Annotated in this window: 28 protein-coding genes; 25 read left to right on the top strand and 3 right to left on the bottom strand. The window is 65.4% G+C overall.

The window, feature by feature from the left end:
• Positions 1-43: 43 nt before the first annotated feature.
• Entirely contained in the window at positions 44-1,471 is a 1,428-nt protein-coding gene (locus tag CAL15_RS23590; RefSeq protein ID WP_086080729.1) for an NAD-dependent succinate-semialdehyde dehydrogenase, read from the bottom strand.
• Positions 1,472-1,722: 251 nt separating this feature from the next.
• On the opposite strand from CAL15_RS23590, the gene CAL15_RS23585 reads away from it, so the two are divergent.
• From CAL15_RS23585 to CAL15_RS23490, 20 genes are all read left to right on the top strand, one after another.
• On the top strand, positions 1,723-2,496 hold the full coding sequence (locus CAL15_RS23585) for an aspartyl/asparaginyl beta-hydroxylase domain-containing protein (RefSeq protein WP_086080728.1): 774 nt from the start codon (positions 1,723-1,725) through the stop codon (positions 2,494-2,496).
• Between the two features lie 542 nt (positions 2,497-3,038).
• The gene (gene rplN, locus CAL15_RS23580; protein ID WP_086080727.1) at positions 3,039-3,407 is read left to right on the top strand and encodes a 50S ribosomal protein L14; all 369 of its coding nucleotides are present in this window, start codon (positions 3,039-3,041) and stop codon (positions 3,405-3,407) included.
• Positions 3,408-3,417: 10 nt separating this feature from the next.
• Positions 3,418-3,750, top strand: a complete 333-nt coding sequence (rplX, locus tag CAL15_RS23575; protein ID WP_086080726.1) for a 50S ribosomal protein L24 — start codon at positions 3,418-3,420, stop codon at positions 3,748-3,750.
• Positions 3,751-3,761: 11 nt separating this feature from the next.
• The gene (gene rplE / locus CAL15_RS23570) at positions 3,762-4,301 is read left to right on the top strand and encodes a 50S ribosomal protein L5 (RefSeq protein WP_086080725.1); all 540 of its coding nucleotides are present in this window, start codon (positions 3,762-3,764) and stop codon (positions 4,299-4,301) included.
• A 12-nt stretch (positions 4,302-4,313) separates the two neighbouring features.
• The gene (gene rpsN / locus CAL15_RS23565) at positions 4,314-4,619 is read left to right on the top strand and encodes a 30S ribosomal protein S14 (protein ID WP_086080724.1); all 306 of its coding nucleotides are present in this window, start codon (positions 4,314-4,316) and stop codon (positions 4,617-4,619) included.
• Between the two features lie 10 nt (positions 4,620-4,629).
• Entirely contained in the window at positions 4,630-5,025 is a 396-nt protein-coding gene (gene rpsH / locus CAL15_RS23560; RefSeq protein ID WP_086080723.1) for a 30S ribosomal protein S8, read from the top strand.
• Between the two features lie 12 nt (positions 5,026-5,037).
• Complete coding sequence (gene rplF / locus CAL15_RS23555; RefSeq protein ID WP_086080722.1) at positions 5,038-5,571, top strand: 50S ribosomal protein L6; 534 nt, start codon at positions 5,038-5,040, stop codon at positions 5,569-5,571.
• A gap of 21 nt (positions 5,572-5,592) precedes the next feature.
• Positions 5,593-5,958: a 50S ribosomal protein L18 gene (gene rplR, locus CAL15_RS23550; RefSeq protein WP_086080721.1), complete on the top strand. Its 366-nt coding sequence runs from the start codon at positions 5,593-5,595 to the stop codon at positions 5,956-5,958.
• Between the two features lie 15 nt (positions 5,959-5,973).
• Positions 5,974-6,495, top strand: a complete 522-nt coding sequence (rpsE, locus tag CAL15_RS23545; RefSeq protein ID WP_086080720.1) for a 30S ribosomal protein S5 — start codon at positions 5,974-5,976, stop codon at positions 6,493-6,495.
• Positions 6,496-6,498: 3 nt separating this feature from the next.
• Positions 6,499-6,687 carry a 50S ribosomal protein L30 gene (gene rpmD, locus CAL15_RS23540; protein WP_086080719.1) on the top strand — a complete coding sequence of 63 codons (189 nt, stop codon included), beginning with the start codon at positions 6,499-6,501 and terminating at the stop codon, positions 6,685-6,687.
• A gap of 9 nt (positions 6,688-6,696) precedes the next feature.
• Positions 6,697-7,137, top strand: coding sequence for a 50S ribosomal protein L15 (gene rplO / locus CAL15_RS23535; RefSeq protein WP_086080718.1), 441 nt, complete (start codon positions 6,697-6,699; stop codon positions 7,135-7,137).
• A 14-nt stretch (positions 7,138-7,151) separates the two neighbouring features.
• Entirely contained in the window at positions 7,152-8,477 is a 1,326-nt protein-coding gene (gene secY, locus CAL15_RS23530; RefSeq protein ID WP_086080717.1) for a preprotein translocase subunit SecY, read from the top strand.
• A 7-nt stretch (positions 8,478-8,484) separates the two neighbouring features.
• A complete protein-coding gene (gene infA / locus CAL15_RS23525; RefSeq protein WP_003806927.1) occupies positions 8,485-8,703 on the top strand; it encodes a translation initiation factor IF-1 in 219 nt (72 codons plus the stop codon).
• A gap of 32 nt (positions 8,704-8,735) precedes the next feature.
• Positions 8,736-8,849, top strand: coding sequence for a 50S ribosomal protein L36 (gene rpmJ / locus CAL15_RS23520; RefSeq protein WP_003806928.1), 114 nt, complete (start codon positions 8,736-8,738; stop codon positions 8,847-8,849).
• Positions 8,850-8,905: 56 nt separating this feature from the next.
• Complete coding sequence (gene rpsM / locus CAL15_RS23515; RefSeq protein WP_025514374.1) at positions 8,906-9,271, top strand: 30S ribosomal protein S13; 366 nt, start codon at positions 8,906-8,908, stop codon at positions 9,269-9,271.
• 15 nt (positions 9,272-9,286) lie between these two features.
• Complete coding sequence (gene rpsK / locus CAL15_RS23510; protein ID WP_003806930.1) at positions 9,287-9,688, top strand: 30S ribosomal protein S11; 402 nt, start codon at positions 9,287-9,289, stop codon at positions 9,686-9,688.
• An 11-nt stretch (positions 9,689-9,699) separates the two neighbouring features.
• Complete coding sequence (gene rpsD / locus CAL15_RS23505; protein ID WP_086080716.1) at positions 9,700-10,323, top strand: 30S ribosomal protein S4; 624 nt, start codon at positions 9,700-9,702, stop codon at positions 10,321-10,323.
• Between the two features lie 202 nt (positions 10,324-10,525).
• On the top strand, positions 10,526-11,512 hold the full coding sequence (locus tag CAL15_RS23500) for a DNA-directed RNA polymerase subunit alpha (RefSeq protein WP_086080715.1): 987 nt from the start codon (positions 10,526-10,528) through the stop codon (positions 11,510-11,512).
• A gap of 178 nt (positions 11,513-11,690) precedes the next feature.
• Positions 11,691-12,086, top strand: coding sequence for a 50S ribosomal protein L17 (gene rplQ, locus CAL15_RS23495; RefSeq protein WP_086080714.1), 396 nt, complete (start codon positions 11,691-11,693; stop codon positions 12,084-12,086).
• Positions 12,087-12,202: 116 nt separating this feature from the next.
• Positions 12,203-12,730 carry a ferritin-like domain-containing protein gene (locus CAL15_RS23490; protein ID WP_232468070.1) on the top strand — a complete coding sequence of 176 codons (528 nt, stop codon included), beginning with the start codon at positions 12,203-12,205 and terminating at the stop codon, positions 12,728-12,730.
• A gap of 102 nt (positions 12,731-12,832) precedes the next feature.
• Here CAL15_RS23490 and CAL15_RS23485 read toward each other — a convergent pair whose 3' ends face one another.
• Positions 12,833-13,813, bottom strand: coding sequence for a manganese catalase family protein (locus CAL15_RS23485; RefSeq protein ID WP_086080713.1), 981 nt, complete (start codon positions 13,811-13,813; stop codon positions 12,833-12,835).
• 596 nt (positions 13,814-14,409) lie between these two features.
• Between CAL15_RS23485 and glf the strand changes: the two genes are divergently transcribed.
• The 4 genes from glf to CAL15_RS23465 are packed head-to-tail and all read left to right on the top strand — an operon-like array spanning position 14,410 to position 20,729.
• Complete coding sequence (glf, locus tag CAL15_RS24825; protein WP_198299108.1) at positions 14,410-16,809, top strand: UDP-galactopyranose mutase; 2,400 nt, start codon at positions 14,410-14,412, stop codon at positions 16,807-16,809.
• 8 nt (positions 16,810-16,817) lie between these two features.
• The gene (locus CAL15_RS23475; RefSeq protein ID WP_086080712.1) at positions 16,818-17,999 is read left to right on the top strand and encodes a beta-glucosidase; all 1,182 of its coding nucleotides are present in this window, start codon (positions 16,818-16,820) and stop codon (positions 17,997-17,999) included.
• A 2-nt stretch (positions 18,000-18,001) separates the two neighbouring features.
• Entirely contained in the window at positions 18,002-19,792 is a 1,791-nt protein-coding gene (locus CAL15_RS23470; RefSeq protein WP_086080711.1) for an ABC transporter ATP-binding protein, read from the top strand.
• Positions 19,793-19,835: 43 nt separating this feature from the next.
• On the top strand, positions 19,836-20,729 hold the full coding sequence (locus tag CAL15_RS23465) for an MBL fold metallo-hydrolase (RefSeq protein ID WP_086080710.1): 894 nt from the start codon (positions 19,836-19,838) through the stop codon (positions 20,727-20,729).
• A gap of 49 nt (positions 20,730-20,778) precedes the next feature.
• Here the strand turns inward: CAL15_RS23465 and CAL15_RS23460 are convergent, their stop codons facing one another.
• Positions 20,779-21,219, bottom strand: a complete 441-nt coding sequence (locus CAL15_RS23460; protein ID WP_086080709.1) for an HIT family protein — start codon at positions 21,217-21,219, stop codon at positions 20,779-20,781.
• Between the two features lie 87 nt (positions 21,220-21,306).
• Between CAL15_RS23460 and cutA the strand changes: the two genes are divergently transcribed.
• A complete protein-coding gene (gene cutA, locus CAL15_RS23455; protein ID WP_086080708.1) occupies positions 21,307-21,648 on the top strand; it encodes a divalent-cation tolerance protein CutA in 342 nt (113 codons plus the stop codon).
• Positions 21,649-21,653: the final 5 nt, after the last annotated feature.

Here is a 21,653-nt window from a genome sequence, read left to right as displayed (position 1 = left end):
GCGGGCACTTCCGTGCCCGCCGTCGCGTCGTCGTGGGCCGCTATCAGACGTGCGTGATGAACTTGGTCACCAGGTAGCCGTCGAACGTTTCCTGGCCGCCTTCGCTGCCGATGCCGCTGTCCTTGATGCCGCCGAAGGGCGTCTCGGCCAGGGCGCTGCCGAAGTGGTTGATGTTGACCATGCCGGCCTCCAGCGCGTTGGACACCTTGGTGGCGGTCTGCAGCGAGTTCGTGAATACGTACGAGGACAGGCCGAACGGCAGGCTGTTGGCGCGCTTGAGCACCTCGTCGGTATCGTCGAAGCGCACCACGGGGGCCACCGGGCCGAAGGGCTCTTCGGTCATCAGCATCGAGTCATCGGGAATGTCGGTGACCACGGTGGGGCTGAAGAAGAAGCCCTTGCCCGACGGCGCGTCGCCGCCCAGCACGATCTTGCCGCCGTGCTTGCGCGCGTCTTCCACGAACTTGGCCATGGCGGGCACGCGGCGCTCGTGCGCCAGCGGACCCATTTCCACGCCGGCTTCCAGGCCGTCGCCCACTCTGATGCCCTTGAGCACTTCGGTGAACTTGGCCAGGAACTGTTCGTACGCGCCCTTCTGCACGTAGAAGCGGGTGGGGGACACGCACACCTGGCCGGCGTTGCGGATCTTGAACTTGGCCAGCATCTGCGCGGCGCGGTCGACGTCGGCGTCGTCGAACACCAGCACCGGCGAATGGCCGCCCAGTTCCATCGTGACGCGCTTCATGTGGGCGCCGGCCAGCGCGGCCAGCTGCTTGCCCACCGGCACCGACCCCGTGAACGAGACCTTGCGCACGATGGGCGAGCGGATCAGGTAGTCGGAGATCTTGGCGGGCTCGCCCCACACGATGTTCAGCACGCCCTTGGGCAGGCCGGCGTCGTGGAACATGCGGGCGATCGCCATGACGGCGCTGGGCGAATCTTCCGGGCCCTTGAGCACGATGGTGCAGCCCGCGCCGACCGCGGCCGCGATCTTGCGGATGGCCTGGTTGTAGGGGAAGTTCCAGGGAGTGAAGGCGGCGCACACGCCCACGGGTTCGCGCACGACGAACTGGCGCACGTCGGGGTTGCGGGGCGGAATGACGCGGCCGTAGATGCGGCGGCATTCCTCGGCGTGCCAGTCGACGTGCTCGGAGCACGCCATGATCTCGCCCACCGCCTCGGCCAGGGGCTTGCCCTGGTCCATGGTCATGTTGCGGCCGATTTCCTTGGCGTTCTGGCGGGACAGGTCAGCCACCTTGCGCAGGATGGCGGCGCGCTCCATCGGCGAGGTGCGCTTCCACGTTTCGAAGGCGCGCTGGGCGGCGGCCAGCGCGCGGTCCAGGTCGGCCTCGGTGGCATGGGGCAGCTGGCCCAGCACTTCCTGGGTGGCCGGATTGATGACGTCCTGCGACTTGCGGCCGTCGCCGCCCACGAATTCGCCGTCTATATACAAAGCCAACTGTTCGTACATGCCGTTTCCTTGCAAAGAAATGGGGATGGGTAAAAAAAGCCATTAACCGTATCAGTCTAAACCAGCTGCCCCGAGGGCTGCGGGACCACTTCACCAGCCCGGCGAGGGGCCACTTGCGAAGTCTTTCCAACGATGGGGCAGGGCATGATCTGCCGGAGCGGTTTCAGTCTGTCACGAAATTGTCTTGTGCAGCCCCTCCGGGCGCAGGAGCCAATCTTGCCAATCCGGGACGGACTTCGTACCCTTGTTACATGCAAGCCGCCACCACTCCCCCCGCTCCCGGCGCGCACCCGCGGCCGGGCATACTGTCCCGGACCCTCTTCCGTCTGGTCGATTGGCTGCAGCGCCGGATCGCCGCCGCGTCGGAAGTGGGCGATCACCCCATCTTCGACAATGCCCAGTTTCCCTGGGTGGCGGACCTCGAATCGCGCGCCCCGGGCATCCGCGCCGAACTGCTCAGCCTGCTCGAAGACCGCAAGCGCCTGCCGGCCTTCCACGAACTGTCGCCCGAGGTGGGCACCATCACCCGCGACGACCAATGGAAGACCTTCGTCTTCATGGGCTACGGCATGCGCTCCCAGCGCAATCTCGACCGTTGCCCCGAGACGGCCCGGGCCTTGACCGGCATCCCGGGCCTGCGCACCGCATTCTTCTCCATCCTCGAGCCGGGCAAGCGCATTCCGCTGCACCGCGGGCCGTACAACGGCGTGCTGCGGCTGCATCTGGCCCTGGTCGTGCCTGAGCCGCGCGAGCGCTGCTGGATCGAGGTCGATGGCCAGCGCTACGTCTGGCAGGAAGGCCGCGCCGTAGTGTTCGACGACCTGTATCCGCACCAGGTGCACAACGACACCGATGGCGTGCGGGCCGTGCTGTTCGTCGACTTCGAGCGTCCGTGCCGGGCGCCGATGCGCTGGCTGAACCGGGCCATCCTGGCGGTCGCGCCGTTCACGGACGAGCTGCGCCGCGGCAAGGCCAACCACGAGGCCTGGGAAAAGAACTACTACGACGCGCAGCAGAAGAAATAATCTGTCTTCGGCGGCGACCGGCCCTCCGGGCCGCGCCGACCGTCGCGCCACGCTGGCGATCGTTCGCACCCGCTCCCGGGGGGCCCATGCCGGCGCACGGCCTCCGACCAGGCGAAAAACCACACTTCGCTTCTTTTCGCACACGGCGCTTGCACGTCCGTCGCGATCACGCTAGAATTACCAGCTTTCCCGAATTGTCTCGGGCCTATGGCGCATCGCTATGGGGCGCGGGGCAAGCGGTGGGATAAAAAAGCGGGCGTAGCAGGTAAGGCCTAGCCAGGCATATCCGCAATACCCGGTAGTAGTACCAGCAAGGCAAAGCTAGACCCAGCAAGACCCAAGCAGTAACACCGGAGTCCTTCCGTCAGGCCAAGCCCGCAATCGCCATTGCGCCGGTTTGCCAGATAGCAGGGCCCGCAGGATTTCAACCCAGGGTCGCCGCGTCCGCGTGGCGGACCTGACGGGACCAAAACTGGCAGGAAATGCGCGCTCTCCGGAAAGGCTGGGCGGGGGTTTCCAGTTAAGTTGGAACAGGAAAAATCATGATCCAAATGCAGACCACGCTGGACGTGGCCGACAATACTGGTGCGCGTGCCGTCATGTGCATCAAAGTGCTCGGCGGTTCCAAGCGCCGTTATGCCGGCATCGGCGACGTCATCAAAGTGAGCGTCAAGGATGCGGCCCCGCGCGGCCGCGTCAAGAAAGGCGAAATCTACAACGCCGTGGTGGTGCGTACCGCCAAGGGCGTGCGCCGCAAGGACGGCTCGCTGATCCGCTTCGGTGGCAATGCCGCCGTGCTGCTCAACGCCAAGCTGGAGCCCATCGGCACCCGCATCTTCGGACCCGTTACGCGTGAACTGCGTACCGAGAAGTTCATGAAGATCGTGTCGCTGGCCCCCGAAGTGCTGTAAGGAGCCCGCCATGGAAAAAATCCGTAAAGGCGACGAAGTCATCGTCCTCACCGGCCGCGACAAGACCCGTCGCGGCACCGTGCTGGCCCGCGTCGATGCCGACCACGTCCTGGTCGAAGGCATCAACGTCGTGAAGAAGCACGCCAAGCCCAATCCCATGGCCGGCAACCCCGGCGGCATCGTCGAAAAGACGCTGCCCATCCACATCTCCAACGTGGCGCTGTTCAATCCTGCCACGGGCAAGGGCGACCGCGTGGGTATCAAGGTGGAAGAGGACGGCCGCAAGGTTCGCGTGTTCCGTTCCAATGGCGCCGTGGTCGGCGCCAAGGCCGCCAAGGCTTAAGGAGCGAAACCATGTCTCGTTTGCAAACGTTCTACAAAGAAAAGGTCGTCGGCGACCTGACCGCCAAGTTCGGCTACAAGAGCCCGATGGAAGTGCCGCGCATCACCAAGATCACCCTGAACATGGGTGTCTCGGAAGCCGTGGCCGACAAGAAGGTCATCGAGCACGCCGTTTCCGACCTGACCAAGATCGCCGGCCAGAAGCCGGTCGTGACCAAGACCAAGAAGGCTATCGCCGGTTTCAAGATCCGCGAAAACTACCCGATCGGTTGCATGGTCACGCTGCGTGGTCAGCGCATGTACGAATTCCTGGATCGCCTGGTGGCGGTTGCGCTGCCTCGCGTGCGCGACTTCCGCGGTATCTCGGGTCGTGCGTTCGACGGCCGCGGCAACTACAACATCGGGGTGAAAGAGCAGATCATTTTCCCCGAAATCGAATACGACAAGATCGACGCGCTGCGTGGGCTGAACATCAGCATCACCACCACCGCCAAGACTGACGAAGAAGCCAAGGCGCTGCTGACCGCCTTCAGCTTCCCGTTCCGCAACTAAGGGGCTGATGACGTGGCTAAACTCTCCCTCATCAATCGCGACATCAAGCGCGCCAAGATGGCCGACAAGTTCGCCGCCAAGCGCGCCGAACTGAAGTCGATCATCGATGACCAGTCGAAGACCGACGAAGAACGTTACCAGGCTCGCCTGAAGCTGCAGCAACTGCCGCGCAACGCCAACCCGACCCGCCAGCGCAACCGCTGCGTGGTCACGGGTCGTCCGCGTGGTGTGTTCCGCAAGTTCGGCCTGACCCGCCACAAACTGCGTGAAATGGCCATGAAGGGTGAAATCCCCGGCATGACCAAGGCCAGCTGGTAGGAGAAAAAATATGAGCATGAGCGATCCCATCGCCGATATGCTGACCCGCATTCGCAATGCGCAGCAAGTGGACAAGGCCACGGTGGCCATGCCTTCCTCCAAGCTGAAAGTGGCCATCGCCACCGTGCTGAAGGACGAAGGCTACATCGACGGCTTCCAGATCAAGGGCGACCAGGCCAAGCCTGAGCTCGAGATCACCCTGAAGTACTACGCCGGCCGCCCGGTCATCGAGCGCATCGAACGCGTCTCGCGCCCCGGTCTGCGTATCTACAAGGGCCGCAGCAACATTCCTCAGGTCATGAACGGCCTGGGCGTGGCCATCGTGTCGACCTCGCGCGGCGTGATGACCGATCGCAAGGCCCGCGCCAACGGCGTCGGCGGCGAAGTGCTGTGCTACGTGGCCTAAGGAGAAATTCTCATGTCACGTATCGCTAAATATCCCGTCGAACTGCCCAAGGGCGTCGAAGCCACCATCAGCGCCGGCGAAATCGTCGTCAAGGGCCCGCTGGGTTCGCTGACGCAATCGTTGACCGGTGAAGTGGGCATCCGCCAGGAAGACGGCAAGCTGAGCTTCGCCGCGCTGAACGACTCGCGCCAGGCCAAGGCGATGTCGGGTACCGTGCGCGCGCTGGTCGCGAACATGGTCACCGGCGTCAGCAAGGGCTTCGAGCGCAAGCTGACCCTGGTGGGCGTGGGCTACCGCGCCTCGGTGCAAGGCAATGCCGTCAAGCTGCAGCTGGGCTTCTCGCACGACGTCGTGCACGATCTGCCCGCGGGCGTGAAGGCCGAATGCCCCACCCAGACGGAAATCGTCATCAAGGGCTCCAACAAGCAAGTCGTCGGTCAGGTGGCCGCTGAAATCCGCGCTTATCGCCAACCCGAACCCTACAAGGGCAAGGGCGTGCGCTATGCGGACGAGCGCGTGGTCATCAAAGAAACCAAGAAGAAGTAACGGCGCACGCAAGGACGAATCATGGACAAGAAACTTTCCCGTTTGCGTCGTGCGGTTCCGACCCGCCGGAAGATTGCCGAGCTGCGCGTTCATCGCCTCTCCGTTTTCCGCTCGAACCTGCACATCTACGCCAACATCATTTCGCCCGAGGGCGACCGCGTGCTGGTCAGCGCCTCCACGCAGGAAGCCGAAGTGCGTGCGCAACTGGCCGGCCAGTCGGGCGCGGGCGGCAATGCCGCCGCCGCCGCGCTGGTGGGCAAGCGCGTTGCCGAAAAGGCCAAGGCCGCCGGCATCGAGCTGGTTGCCTTCGATCGCTCGGGCTTTCGTTACCATGGCCGCGTCAAGGCGCTGGCCGATGCCGCGCGTGAAGCCGGCCTGAAGTTCTAAGCGAGGATCTGTCAAATGGCTAAAGTACAAGGCAAGAACGCCGCGGAAAAAGAGAACGACGACGGTCTTCGCGAAAAGATGATCGCGGTCAACCGCGTCAGCAAGGTCGTGAAGGGTGGTCGCACCATGAGCTTCGCCGCGCTGACCGTGGTGGGCGACGGCGACGGCCGCATCGGCATGGGCAAGGGCAAGGCGCGCGAAGTGCCGGTCTCGGTCCAGAAGGCGATGGAACAGGCCCGCCGCGGCATGTTCAAGGTGGCCCTGAAGAACGGCACGCTGCATCACACCGTGGTGGGCAAGCACGGCGCCTCGACGGTGCTGATCTCGCCCGCTCCGGACGGTACCGGCGTGATCGCCGGCGGTCCGATGCGCGCCATCTTCGAAGTCATGGGCGTGCGTAACGTCGTTGCAAAGAGCCTGGGCTCGAGCAATCCCTACAACATGGTCCGCGCTACGCTGAACGGCCTGCGCGCCTCGCTGACCCCGTCGGAAGTCGCGGCCAAGCGCGGCAAGACCGTCGAAGAGATCCTGGGGTAAATCATGGCTCAGCAAAAGCAGATCAAAGTCACGCTCGTGCGCTCCGTGATCGGCACCAAGCAATCCCACCGCGACACCGTGCGCGGCCTGGGCTTGGGCAAGGTCAACAGCAGCCGCGTGCTGATCGACACCCCCGAGGTGCGTGGGATGATCCGCAAGGTGGACTATCTCGTCGCCGTCTCGGAAGTCTAAGGAATCGCGATGTCGGAAATCCAACTCAATTCGCTCAAGCCCGCCGAGGGCAGCAAGCACGCCAAGCGCCGCGTCGGCCGTGGCATCGGCTCCGGCCTGGGCAAGACCGCCGGCCGTGGCCACAAGGGCCAGAAGTCGCGTTCGGGCGGCTTCCACAAGGTCGGCTTCGAAGGCGGCCAGATGCCCCTGCAGCGTCGCCTGCCCAAGCGCGGCTTCACGCCGCTGGGCCAGCACCTGTACGCCGAGGTTCGCCTGTCCGAGCTGCAAGGCCTTGAAGCCGAAGAGATCGACGTGCAGGCCCTGAAGGCTGCCGGCGTGGTCGGCCAGCAGGTCCGTTACGCCAAGGTCATCAAGTCGGGTGAACTGTCGCGCAAGGTTACCCTGCGCGGCATTACCGCGACGGCCGGCGCTCGCGCCGCCATCGAAGCTGCGGGCGGCTCGCTTGCTTGAACTCGAGGTGACGTGTGGCTAAAGCGCAGGCACTGGGCAAGACGGGAACGCGGTACGGCGATCTGAAGCGCCGTCTCGTGTTCCTGGTGCTCGCCCTGGTCGTATACCGTCTGGGCACGCACATCCCCGTTCCGGGCATCAATCCGGATGCGCTGGCAGACCTGTTCCGCCAGAACGAGGGCGGGATCCTGGGCCTGTTCAACATGTTCTCGGGCGGGGCGCTGTCGCGCTTCTCGATTTTCGCCCTGGGGATCATGCCGTACATCTCCGCCTCCATCATCATGCAGTTGATGTCGGTGGTGGTGCCGTCCCTCGAAGCCCTCAAGAAAGAGGGCGAGGCCGGCCGGCGCAAGATCACCCAGTACACCCGCTACGGCACGGTCGTGCTGGCGCTGGTGCAGGCGGTCGGGATCTCGATCGCGCTCGAGTCGCAGCAGGGCCTGGTCATGGACCCGGGTCTGGTGTTCCGCTTCACCACCGTGATCACGCTGGTCACCGGCACCATGTTCGTCATGTGGCTGGGCGAGCAGATCACCGAACGTGGGCTGGGCAACGGCATCTCGATCCTGATCTTCGCCGGTATCGTCGCGGGCCTGCCCTCGGCGCTGGCGGGACTGCTCGACCTGGTGCGCACGAACTCGATGTCGGTCATCTCGGCGCTGTTCATCGTGGCCCTGGTGGTACTGGTCACGGCGTTCGTGGTGTTCGTCGAGCGCGGCCAGCGCAAGATCACCGTGAACTACGCCAAGCGCCAGGTGGGCAACAAGGTGTACGGCGGTCAAAGCTCGCACCTGCCGCTGAAGCTGAACATGGCCGGGGTGATTCCGCCGATCTTCGCATCGTCGATCATCCTGTTCCCGGCCACGATCAGCAGCTGGTTCTCCAGCAGCAGCGGCATGTCCTGGCTGCGCGACCTGGCCGTGGCTCTCGAGCCGCGCCAGCCCCTGTACGTCACGCTTTACTCGGCTGCCATTATTTTCTTCTGCTTCTTCTACACGGCTCTGGTGTTCAACAGCCGTGAGACGGCAGACAACCTGAAGAAGAGCGGCGCGTTCGTTCCCGGCATTCGCCCCGGTGACCAGACGGCTCGCTACATCGACAAGATCCTGATGCGCCTGACTCTGGCCGGTGCGCTCTACATCACGTTGGTGTGCCTGCTGCCCGAGTTCCTGGTGATGCGTTGGAACGTGCCCTTCTACTTCGGTGGTACGTCCCTGTTGATTATTGTTGTTGTCACGATGGACTTCATGGCTCAGGTCCAGGCCTACATGATGTCTCACCAGTACGACTCGTTGCTCAAGAAGGCCAACTTCAAGGGCGCGGGACTGCCGATGCGGTAACAGAACAATGTCCAAGGACGACGTTATACAGATGCAAGGTGAGGTTCTCGAGAACCTCCCCAACGCGACTTTCCGCGTCAAGCTTGAAAACGGCCATGTGGTGCTGGGCCATATTTCCGGCAAGATGCGCATGCATTACATCCGGATTCTGCCGGGCGACAAGGTCACAGTGGAGCTCACGCCCTATGACCTGACGCGAGCCAGGATCGTGTTCCGCTCGAAGTAAGAGCCCGGTTACGGAAAATTAGGAGTTCAACCATGAAAGTAATGGCATCGGTCAAGCGGATCTGCCGCAACTGCAAAGTCATCAAACGTCACGGCGTCGTGCGCGTCATCTGCACCGACCCGCGTCACAAGCAGCGCCAGGGCTGAGCCGGCGATAAGCCCGGACACCACAACGCTACGAACGGAAATATCAAGGAACAGTCATGGCCCGTATTGCTGGCATCAACATTCCGCCGCAACAGCACGCCGAGATCGGCCTGACCGCCATTTTTGGCATCGGCCGCACGCGCGCTCGCAAGATTTGCGAAGCCGCCGGCGTCCCCGTTACCAAGAAGGTCAAGGATCTGACCGACGCCGAACTGGAGCGCATCCGCGAACACGTAGGCGTGTTCACGGTGGAAGGCGACCTGCGTCGTGAAGTGCAGCTGTCGATCAAGCGTCTGATCGACCTGGGAACCTACCGCGGCATGCGCCACAAGCGCGGCCTGCCCGTGCGCGGCCAGCGCACTCGCACCAACGCCCGCACCCGCAAGGGACCGCGTCGTGCTGCTGCGTCCCTGAAGAAATAATCGAGGAACAGGATAATGGCGAAAGCTTCCACCAGCGGCGCTTCGCGCGTGCGCAAAAAGGTCAAGAAGAACGTCTCGGACGGCATCGCGCACGTCCACGCGTCCTTCAACAACACGATCATCACCATCACCGACCGCCAGGGCAATGCCCTGTCGTGGGCGACGTCGGGCGGCGCGGGCTTCAAGGGTTCGCGCAAGTCCACGCCGTTCGCCGCTCAGGTTGCTGCCGAAACGGCTGGCCGCGTCGCGATGGAGTACGGCATCAAGACCCTCGAGGTCCGCATCAAGGGCCCCGGCCCCGGTCGCGAATCGTCGGTGCGCGCGCTGAATGCGCTGGGCATCAAGATCTCGAGCATTGCCGACATCACGCCCGTTCCGCACAACGGCTGCCGTCCGCCGAAGCGTCGTCGTATCTAAAGGGAATCCACATGGCACGTTATATTGGACCCAAGTGCAAGCTTTCGCGCCGCGAAGGCACTGACCTGTTCCTCAAGAGCGCCCGCCGCTCGCTGGATTCCAAGTGCAAACTGGATTCCAAGCCCGGCCAGCACGGCCGCATCTCGGGCGCCCGTACGTCCGACTACGGTCTGCAGCTGCGCGAGAAGCAGAAGCTCAAGCGCATGTACGGCGTTCTGGAAAAGCAGTTCCGCAAGTACTTCACTGAAGCCGACCGCGTCCGCGGCAACACCGGCGAGAAGCTGATCCAGCTGCTCGAGTCGCGCCTGGACAACGTCGTCTACCGCATGGGCTTCGGCTCGACCCGCGCCGAAGCGCGCCAGCTGGTCAGCCACCGCGCCATCGAGCTGAACGGCCACACCGCCGACATCGCCTCGATGCTGGTGAAGGCCGGCGACGTCATTACGGTTCGCGAGAAGGCCAAGAAGCAAGGCCGCATCAAGGAATCGCTCGACCTGGCCACCAGCATCGGCCTGCCCCAGTGGGTCGAAGTCGACACCACCAAGATGTCCGGCGTGTTCAAGCAGGTCCCCGACCGCGCTGACGTCGCCCGCGACATCAACGAGTCGATGGTCGTCGAACTGTACTCGCGTTGATTCCGCATCGGCCGGCGGGGCTGTGTACCCGCCGCCGATACGACATGCCTCGCTGCCGCGGCCCGCTACTGCCATTTTCGGCGGGGCGGGCCTTGCGGTTGTGCATGGCAAGGCAGGCGCAAGCCCGCCAACCTGGTTTTTCCCTACTTCCATCAGCCTTATCGGTGTAACGAGCCGAGGGTATTGAAAAGGAACTGTGTACATGTCCACTCAAGGTTTTCTGAAGCCGCGCTCCATCGAAGTCGAACCGGTCGGCACGCATCATGCCAAGATCGTGATGGAGCCCTTCGAGCGCGGCTACGGCCACACGCTGGGCAACGCCCTGCGCCGCATCCTGCTGTCGTCGATGACCGGCTATGCCCCCACCGAAGTGCAGATGACGGGCGTGGTGCACGAGTATTCGACCATCCCGGGCGTGCGCGAAGACGTCGTCGACATCCTGCTGAACCTGAAGGGCGTGGTGTTCAAGCTGCACAACCGCGACGAAGTCACGCTGGTGCTGCGCAAGAACGGCGCCGGCACGGTGCTGGCCAGCGACATCGAACTGCCGCACGACGTCGAGATCATCAATCCCGATCACGCCATCTGCAACCTGACCGAAGCCGGCAAGCTGGAGATGCAGATCAAGGTCGAGAAGGGCCGCGGCTACGTGCCGGGCAACGTGCGCGCGCTGTCCGAAGACCGCACCCACACCATCGGCCGCATCGTGCTGGACGCCTCGTTCAGCCCGGTTCGCCGCGTCAGCTACGCGGTGGAAAGCGCCCGTGTGGAACAGCGTACCGACCTGGACAAGCTGGTGCTCGACATCGAAACCAACGGCGTGATCTCGCCCGAGGAAGCGGTGCGCCAGTCGGCCCGCATCCTGATGGACCAGATCTCGGTGTTCGCCGCCCTGGAAGGCGCCGGCGATTCGTACGAAGTCCCGGTCCGCGGCACGCCGCAGATCGACCCGGTGCTGCTGCGCCCGGTCGACGACCTGGAACTGACGGTGCGTTCGGCCAACTGCCTGAAGGCCGAGAACATCTACTACATCGGCGACCTGATCCAGCGTACCGAGAACGAGCTGCTCAAGACCCCGAACCTGGGTCGCAAGTCGCTCAACGAGATCAAGGAAGTGCTGGCCGCACGCGGCCTGACGCTGGGCATGAAGCTGGAGAACTGGCCCCCGCTGGGTCTCGAGCGCCCGTAATCCAGCGGCGGCGCCGGCGCACCTGTGGTATCGTGCGCCGCGCCGCCGGCAATAACGCTTTTCGCAGTACCTCTTTCCACCGGACCGCGACCGGGTTTCAACCGAAGCCCCGGCCGATAGAAGAACCGGATAACCACGATGGCGGAAACGCCGTCACCTAGATTCAAAGGAAATCATCATGCGTCACGGTAATGGCCTGCGCAAACTCAATCGCACCAGCAGCCACCGTCTTGCCATGTTCCGCAACATGGCCGTTTCGCTGATCACTCACGAAGCGATCAAGACCACCCTGCCCAAGGCGAAGGAACTGCGCCGCGTCGTCGAACCCCTGATCACGCTGGGCAAAGAGCCCACCCTGGCGAACAAGCGCCTGGCGTTTGCCCGCCTGCGCGATCGCGACGCCGTGGTCAAGCTGTTCGCCGAAATCGGTCCGCGCTACGCGAACCGCAACGGCGGCTACACCCGCGTGCTGAAGATGGGCTTCCGTCAAGGCGACAACGCTCCCATGGCTTTCATGGAGCTGGTCGACCGTCCGGAAGTCGACGCTTCGGAAACCGAAGGCAGCGCCGAGTAATCGGCAACGCATCGGCAGTCGTATGCTGAACGTGGAACGGGCCTTCGGGCCCGTTCTGCGTTTTGGGCACGCCATGTGCGGAACTGTGACCCCTACAACCTCGATCGGGGATTCACATGGAACCTAGCAACGACACCCGCAAGGCTGCCTCGCATTTCATGGATTGGCTGCGCGATGCGCATGCGATGGAAGAGCAGGCGGAAAGCATGCTGCGCGGCATGGCTGGCAGGCTCGAACACTATCCGGACCTGCGCCAGCGCATCGAGCAGCATATCGAAGAGACGCTCGAGCAGCAGCGGCTCGTGCGCGAGTGCATCGAACGCCGCGGCGGCGATACTTCCACGATGAAAGACCTGACCGGCAAGGCGATGGCCGGCATGCAGGCCATGTCGGGCATGTTCGCCAGCGACGAGGTCGTGAAAGGCGGCATGTTCAGCTACGCGTTCGAACACATGGAGATCGCGGCCTACCGCACGCTCATCGAAGCGGCCAAGCTGCTGGGCGACACCGCAACGCAGCAAGTGTGCGAGCGCATCCTGCCGCAGGAAATCGCCATGGCGTCCTGGCTGGAGCACAACATGGGGGCGGTCACGCGGCGCTTTCTCGAGCGCGCCGACCAGCCCGACGTAGAAGCGAAGCGCTGACGCGGCAAACGCGGCCCGGCGACGCCATCAATCGTCGCCATGGCCGCGCAGCTATCCCTGACGCAGCCGCCGCGCCGTGCATGCCAGGCGCGGCGGCGGTCCTCAGGACCGCGAGAGAGGGTCGGCGCCGCCGAGGGAGCCCGCGCCTGTCGCGCCAGCCCCTCCGGCCGTGCCCCCAGCTCCGCTCAGGCCCGCCGTTCCGCCCGATACCGCCGCGCCAGAGCCGAGGTCCGCGCCGGTGACGGGATTGGCCTGCTTGTCCGAAGCCGTGCGAGTGGCCAGGGCCTGTACCGCCTGCATCTCCAGCTCGTCGAGCTGCACCGACGGCATGCCGTCCCCGCCATCCACCGCGCATTGCTGCTCGCGGTCCGAGATGACCTCGAAGTTCTCCTCGTTGTTCCAGGGGCCGCGCATGTTGCCTTCGCCTTGCGACATGTCGAAGTACACGTCGGTGAAACGCGGGTCGCCGGGCAGCTTGCCTTGCGGGAAGTTGGGCTGCATCGAATGCAGCGCCTTCTCGAAGGAGCGCTGGTGCGCGATCTCGCGCGTCATCAGAAAGCCCAGTGCCTCCTTCACGCCCGGATCGTCGGTCACGTTGATCAATCGCTCGTAGATAATCTTCGCGCGTGCTTCCGCCGCGATGTTGGAGCGCAGGTCGGCCGATGGATCGCCGATCGTGTCGATGTAGCCCGCATTCCACAGTTGTCCGCCGGAATTGGTAAGCGCCGGGCCGCCGCCGTAAAGGATCTGCGTGACGTGCGAATCGTTGCCCGCGCCCTGCAGGCTGCGATAGAGCTCGGCCTCGCTGTCGGTGGCTTCGGCCAGCTGGCCCTTCGCTCCCTTGTTCAGCATGGCGACCAGCGAGCCGATCACCTCGAGATGGCTCAGCTCTTCGGTGGCGATGTCCATCAGCATGTCCTTGCGGCCGGGATCATCCTCGCCCAGCGCCTGAGTGAAGTACCGACATGCGGCGGCCAGCTCTCCTTGTGGGCCGCCGAACTGTTCCAGCAGCAGATTGGCCAGGCCCGGGTTGCACGCGCCGACCCGTACCGTGTACTGCAAACGCTTGTTGTGAGCGAACATGGTTCTCACCTCCCGCTGTTGTAGCCGCCGCGACATTGCGGGGCGAACCGGCTCGTCGCAAGCGCTATTCCCGGCTTTGCAGCGCTTGCCGCGCCGCGCATGCCGCGGCTTCCGACACGAAGTGCCTAGACGTCCGCATCCGCCGCCCCGGACGGGCGTGCACGTTCGCGCCGCACGACGTGTGCAAGCACAGAAGCGGAAATTCTGACGCGTACCTGCAAATCTGACGCATGAGGGGAATGGTCACCTAAAGACGCCAATTAAAGTCTTTGCATTCCCCCATGTCGGGAACGTCGTTTGCGGCCGAGGCTGCGGGCGCGGCCTTGAAAACCGTCTGCGCCTGCGCATCACCGTAGGACCGGGAAGTTCCCTTGCGAAGTACCCCGCTCGTGATCGGCAGCGCCCTCGCCATGGGGACGACGCATGGATTGCCAGCAAAGCGTAAACCTGCGGACCGGACGCGGCGACAGCGTGCATGAATCAGTCCTTGCCTTAACACTGGCGATCGGACAGCGCGTCGCGACGCGCGTCTTGCCTCGACGCCCGCGATAAGGATCGACTTCACCTTTTCGCTGGACCGGACCAGAGAGGCCGCAATGAAACGATCCAACCTTGACCACCACAACGGCACGGGCAACAACACGTCGCGGCGCCCGGCCGCGCCCCAGGATTGGCTGACGCGAAGCCGGCCATCGATCATCTGTTTCTCGCACCTGCGCTGGGACTTCGTGCACCAGCGGCCGCAGCATCTGATGTCGCGATTCGCGCGCGACGTGAAGGTTTACTACGTCGAAGAACCGGTGCGCGACAGCGCGGGCGAACCGCTGCTGGAAGAGCGTGTGCGATTGGATGGCGTGCACGTGATCGTCCCCCACATCGGCGCGCAGCGCAGTCCGCGCGAGGCGGAACAGGACCAGAAGGCCCTGCTGGACGAGCTGATTCTGCGCGAGCAGATCGAAGAGCCCGTGCTTTGGTACTACACCCCCATGAGCATGGCTTACTCGAGCCATATGTCCGCGGGCCTCGTGGTGTACGACTGCATGGACGAGTTGTCGGCCTTTCTGGGCGCGCCGTCGGAGCTCATCAGGCACGAGCGCCAGTTGCTGGCACGGGCCGACGTGGTGTTCACCGGCGGCTACAGCCTGTACGAGTCCAAGCGCAAGCTGCACCCCAATGCACACCCGTTTCCCAGCAGCGTCGACGTGCCGCACTTCAAGCGGGCGCGCGGCAGCGTGCCGCAACCGCCGGACCAGGCCCGCATCGGCCGGCCGCGCATGGGGTTCTACGGCGTGCTGGACGAGCGTTTCGACGGGCCGTTGGTGGCCGAGGTGGCGCGGCTGCGCCCGGACTGGCAGATCGTGCTGGTGGGGCCGGTGGTGAAGATCGATCCCGCGACGCTGCCGCAGGCGCCGAACATCCATTATCTGGGCAGCAAGCGCTACGACGAACTGCCGGCCTATCTGGCGGGCTGGAGCGTGGCGTTGATGCCGTTCGCCATGAATGCGTCCACGCGGTACATCAGTCCCACCAAGACGCCCGAGTATCTGGCCGGGGCGCGACCCGTCGTGTCCACCCCGATCGCCGATGTCGTGCGCACGTACGGACACACCAGCCTGGTACGGATCGCCGCCACGGCGCAGGACTTCGTCGAGGCCGCCGAAAGGGCGCTGGAAGACATGAAGGATCCCGGCGCGGTGGCGCGGCAGGCCGATCAGATCCTGGCCGGCACCTCGTGGGAGCGTACCTGGCAGGGCATGCGGACCGAGATGAACCGTGCGCGCGCAGCGGCACGCAATGCTCCCATCGTGCTGCCGCGCGCGGGCGGCACGCGCAGCCGGGCAGCGGTGCCGCATGGCAGGCATTACGACTATCTGGTGGTGGGCGCGGGATTCGCCGGCACCGTGCTGGCCGAGCGGCTGGCCGAGGATTCGGGTAAACGCGTATTGGTGATCGACCGGCGCCCCCACGTGGGCGGCAACGCGTACGACTACCAGAACGAGCACGGGATACTGGTGCATCGCTATGGCCCGCACATCTTTCACACCAACTCGGAGAAGGTCGTCGCGTACCTGTCGCGCTTTACCGAATGGCGGCCGTACGAGCATCGCGTGCTGGCCAGCGTGGATGGACTGCTGGTGCCCATGCCGGTGAACCTGACGACCCTGAGCCGCTTGTACGGGCGCGCGTTCGACGAGGACCAGGCCAGGCAGTTCCTGGCGCAGCGGGCCGAGCCGATCGCCGACGTCAGGACTTCGGAAGACATCGTCGTGTCGCAGATCGGCCGCGAGCTGTACGAGAAGTTCTTTCGCGGCTATACGCGCAAGCAGTGGGGACTGGATCCGTCTCAGCTCGATCGCTCGGTGGCGGCGCGGGTGCCCGCGCGGATGTCGCTGGACGACCGGTATTTCACGGACAGCTTCCAGCAGATGCCCGCCGCCGGGTACACGCGCATGTTCGAGAACATGCTGGACCATCCCAACATCGACGTGGCGCTGTGCGCGGATTTCTCGTGCGTGCGCGACGACGTGCGCTACGACAAGCTCGTCTACACGGGGCCGATCGACGAGTACTTCGGCTATCGGCACGGACGACTTCCGTACCGGTCCTTGAAATTCCGGCACGAGACGCTGGACCAGGAATGGCTGCAGCCCGTGGGGGTGGTGAACTATCCCGCCGAGGACGTGCCGTACACGCGCATCACCGAGTACAAGCACCTGACCGGCCAGCACCACGCGAAGACGGCCATCACGCGCGAGTACCCGTCCGCCGAAGGCGACCCTTATTACCCCATCCCTCGACCGGAGAACGCGGAGTTGTGGAAACGCTATCAGGCCCTGGCGGATGCGGAGCCGAACGTGCATTTCGTCGGTCGATTGGCCACCTACCGCTACTACAACATGGATCAGGTGGTGGCGCAGGCGCTGGCGACGTACGCGGCCATGGAGAGCCGAAAGCCGGTGGCGACCCCACCGGCCGCGCGGCTGGCCGCTGCGTAGAGGCGAGGATGACGTCGCCGTTTCGAAGTTTCATGCAGGGCGGGTTCGAGTGTTCGTGCCATCGCATGCCGGATGGCCGCAGGCTCGACCTGCTCGAGAGCACCGGCCATGCGCGCTGGGCGGACCGCGACTACGCGGCCATGGCGCACCACGGCCTGCGCACGGTTCGGGACGGCATGCGCTGGCACCATATCGGACGCACACCCGGCCGCTACGACTGGTCCAGCCTGCTGCCCATGGTGCGGGCGGCGCGGGCGCAGGGCACGCAGGTCATCTGGGACCTGTGCCACTACGGATGGCCGGAGTGGCTGGACATCTGGACGCCGCGGTTCGTCGACGAGTTCGGGCGGTTCGCCGCCGCGGCGGCCGCCCTGATTCGCGACGAAGTGCCGGATGTGCCGCTGTACTGCCCGGTCAACGAGATCTCGTATTGGGCGTGGGCCGGGGGCGACATGCAGCACTTCGGGCCGACCGCCTCGGGGCGGGGTGGCGAGTTCAAGCGCCAGCTGGTGCGCGCCACGCTGCGCGCCATCGATGCCGTCAGGCAGGTCGACCCGCGCGCCCGTTTCGTGATGGCCGATCCCGCCATTCACGTGCACCCGCCGGATGACGAGCGGCGCGACGCGGCCGCTGCGGCCAGCGCCTCGCAGTTCCATGCCTGGGACATGATCTGCGGCCTGAGCGAACCCGGGCTGGGCGGGGCGCCCCATTACCTGGACATCGTTGGCGTGAATTACTACCCGCACAACCAATGGGTGCTGGACGGACTGATGGTGGAGCGGCACGATCCGCGCTACCGGCCGTTTCGCGACATCCTGCAGTTCATCGCACGGCGCTACCGGCGTCCCATCGTGCTGTCCGAAACGGGCGCGGAAGGCGGCGATCGCGCCTCATGGCTGCGGTACGTGTGCGACGAGGTCGCCCATGCGCGGCATGCGGGCGCGTCCATACTGGGCGTCTGCATCTATCCCGTCACGGACTATCCCGGCTGGGGCGACGACAGGCACTGCCCGACAGGGCTGCTGGGCCTGGCGCAGCCGGACGGCAGCCGCCCGGTCTACCAGCCGCTTGCATGGGAAATACGCCACCAGCGCGCGCGCTTCGAGGACGCTCCGGACTCCGCAGGGGGCCTTGCCGCCGCCAGGATTCCGGCCGGCGTGCCGGCCATCATGCCGCTCGGCGGCCCGTGATCATGCGCGCTTCCAGATCCAGCAGCATCCCGAACCGTCCGGCCGCGTTCCTGTGGCGCTACGTGCGGGCGCGACATTGGAGCTTCGCCTCGCTGGCCTCGGTGATCGTGGCGGCAGGCGCCTGCGCGGTGGCGGTCCAGTATGGGATGAAGATGATCGTGGACGCGATGACCGACGCGCAACGCGTCTCCGCGAACGTGTGGGGCCCGCTGGCGTTCTTCCTTGGCCTGATCGCGGTGGAGTCGATCCTGTGGCGCACCGGAGGCTGGCTGGGGTGCCGCGCCATCGTAGGCGCTTGCGCCGACATGCGCGTCGACCTGTTCGCCTATCTCAGCAATCACTCGATGCGGTACTTCCGCCAACACCATTCGGGCGCGCTGGGCAATCGCATCTCGGCCACCGCGTCGGCGGCGGGCGCGATCTTCGGCGCGCTGGCGTGGTCCATCGTGCCGCCCTGCGTGGACTTCCTCGGGGCAGTGGTGGTGCTGACGCTGGTGGACTGGCGCATGGCGCTGGCGTTGGTGGGCTTCGTGCTGGTGGTGGCCGTGGTCATCATCGGCTTCGGCGTGCGCGGCAGGCGGCTGCACCAGGCCTATGGCGAGCAGTCCGCGCGGGTCGGAGGAGAGATCGTCGATGCCATCTCCAACATCTGGGCCGTGCAGGCTTTTTCCGCGCAGCAGCGCGAGCGCGTGCGGCTGGAACACGAACTCGGCCTGGAGGCGCGCGCGCAGCGCGAGAGCTGGATGTACGTGGAGAAGGCGCGTGTGATCCACGACGTGTTCCTGTGGGTGATGTCGGGCTCCATGCTGGGCTGGGCCCTGTGGTCGTGGCAGGAAGGCGCTATCAGCTCGGGCGACGTGGTCGTGGTCAGCGCGCTGACCTTCCGCATCCTGCACGGCTCGCGCGACCTGGCATTGGCGCTGGTGGCCACGGCGCAGCAGTTCGGCGTGATCGCGGAGATGCTGGGCGTGGTGGCGCCGCCGCATGGCGCGCCGGACGTGCCCCATGCCAAGCCGCTGGTCGTCCACGGCGGGAAAATCGAACTGAAGCAGGTGCGCTATTGCTATCCCGGCGGGCATTGCGCGCTGGACGACGTGACCATGGTGGTGCCCAGCGGCCAGAAGGTCGGCATCGTGGGACCGTCGGGCGCGGGCAAATCGACGCTGTTGTCGCTGCTGCAGCGCGCGGACGTGGTGGAAAACGGCAGCATCCTGATCGACGGGCAGTCCATACGCGAGGTCACGCACGACAGCCTGCGCGCGGCCATCGCCGTGGTGCCGCAGGACATCAGCCTGTTCAGGCGGACGGTGCTGGAGAACATCCGCTACGGGCGGCCGGAAGCCACCGATGCCGAGGTCGAGATGGCGGCGCGCCAGGCGCATTGCGACGAGTTCATTTCGCGGCTGAGTGCGGGATACGACACGGTGGTGGGCGAGCGCGGCGCCGCGCTGTCGGGCGGCCAGCGGCAGCGCATCGGCATCGCCCGCGCCTTCCTGAAGGACGCTCCGATCCTGCTGCTGGACGAGGCGACGTCCGCGCTCGACAGCCATTCGGAACAGCTGGTCAAGAGCGCGCTGGCGGAACTGATGCGCGATCGCACGGTGCTGGCCGCGGCCCATCGTCTTTCCACGCTGTCCCGCTACGACCGCATTGTCGTGTTCTCGGAAGGGCGCCTGGTGGAGGACGGCACCTTGGCCGAGCTATTGCGTTCGGGCGGACTGTTCCGCCGGCTGTGGGATCTGCAGGCCGGCGAAAGCATGCCGGTCACGCCGCCGCTGGCGGTGCTGGGATGAGGTCCGAGCGGGGACCATCGTCATCTGAGGGAGAACCATCACCATGCGCCTGCATCATCTGAACTGCATATCGACCTGCCCGGCCGGCGGGCGAATGATGGATGGCCGATCCCCCTTCTGGGCCTGGCGCGGCAGGCTGTGCTGTCACTGCGTGCTGGCCGAGCTGCCGCAGGGCGGGCTGGCGCTGATCGACACGGGCCTGGGGCTGCGCGACGTGCACGATCCGCGCTCTCGCTTGAGTGCGTTCTTTCTAGCGCTGGTGAAACCCGAATGGCGCGAGGCGATGACCGCGGTACGTCAGGTGGAGGCGCTGGGCTTCAGGGCGGACGACGTCCGGCACATCGTGTTGACGCACCTGGATTTCGACCACGCCGGCGGCCTGGACGACTTTCCGCGGGCCACCATCCATCTGCTGCGCGCCGAACGGGATGTCGCGCTGGCGCGCCGCAGCTGGATGGACCGGCAGCGGTTCCGGCCGCAGCAGTGGTCGTCGCGCCAGCGCTGGCGCATGTACCCCGACACGCAGGGCGAGGACTGGTACGGCTTCAAGCGGGCACGGCCGCTGGAGGGCCTGCCGCCCGACATCGCGCTGGTGCCGCTGCCGGGGCACACGATGGGACATGCCGGCGTCGCGCTTCGCGGGGGGCCGACGGATTGGCTGCTGCAGGCGGGCGATGCCTATTTCCATTCCCGCGAAATGGACCTGGACTCGCCCGGCTGTCCGCCCGGACTGCGCTTCTATCAATGGATGCTGGAGCACGACCGCGGCGCGCGCCTGGGCAACCAGCAGCGTCTGAGGGAATTGCTGCGCCGCCATGGCGGCGAGGTCGCCGTGTGCAGCGGCCACGACGTGGAAGAATTCGAACAACTGGCGCTGCATGCGGCGGATACGCCCGCCACGCGCGCGGAGGATGGCGTGCGGGACGTTCCGGTGTGACCGGGACGGCCGGGCCCGACCCGCGCGCGGCACGCGCGGGCGCTATCGCCTACGCGGCCGGCTCCTCGTCCGCCCGCAAAGCCTGTGCGATGTCCGCCAGTTCGCCCGCATCCGCCTGGGGCGGCATGACGAAGTCCAGGTCGCGCTGCGCGATGTACTGGGTCGACGTGACGTCCTGCGGATGGTGCATCGGGATCACGTGGGCGTGGGCATGCGCCACGTGGATGCCCGTGTAGGCGAAGGCTACGCGCTGCACGCCGTACAGCTGCTTCATGCGGCGCGCCAGCCGCTGGCCCAGCGCCAGCGATCGCGCCGCGATCCCGGCCGGCATGTCCTCGAAGTATGCGTAGTGCTCGCGCGGGATGATCAGCACGTGTCCCGGCCGCACCGGGCGGATGTCCAGGAAGGCGAACAGCTCGTCGTCCTCGTGCACCACGTGGGCGGGAATTTCGCGCCGCGCGATGCGGCAGAACAGGCAGTCATCCGGCATGCAGGTCTCCGTCTGCGGTGATATGGGCCGAGCCGATAAAATACTCCCGGCGGTCCGTCTCGGGCCGATCTTTTACCGGAGGCCCGCATGCTGCGCGACGACGACCTGGTACTGGTGATCAGCAATGCGCCCGATATGCTGCTGGCCAAGCGCATCGCCCACGTGCTGGTCGAAGACGGCCTGGCCGCCTGCGTGAACCTTGGCGTGCCGTCGCTGTCCGTATATCGCTGGCAGGGCGAGGTCGAGGGCGCCGAAGAGATTCCGCTGTCCATCAAGACCACCTGGGGCCGCCAGCAGGACGTGGTGCGGGCGCTGGCGCGGCTGCATCCCTACGAAGTGCCCGAAGTCATCGTGGTGCCCGTCATCGGCGGGCTCGATTCCTACCTGGATTGGGTGCGCGAGCAGACGCGCCCGCCCGCAGCGCAATAAGAGAA

Origin of the sequence: Bordetella genomosp. 13 (genome assembly GCF_002119665.1) — a bacterium.
Classification (GTDB): domain Bacteria; phylum Pseudomonadota; class Gammaproteobacteria; order Burkholderiales; family Burkholderiaceae_B; genus Bordetella.
Note: the sequence above shows the minus strand (reverse complement) of the source record. Positions and strands in the feature narration are given on the sequence as shown.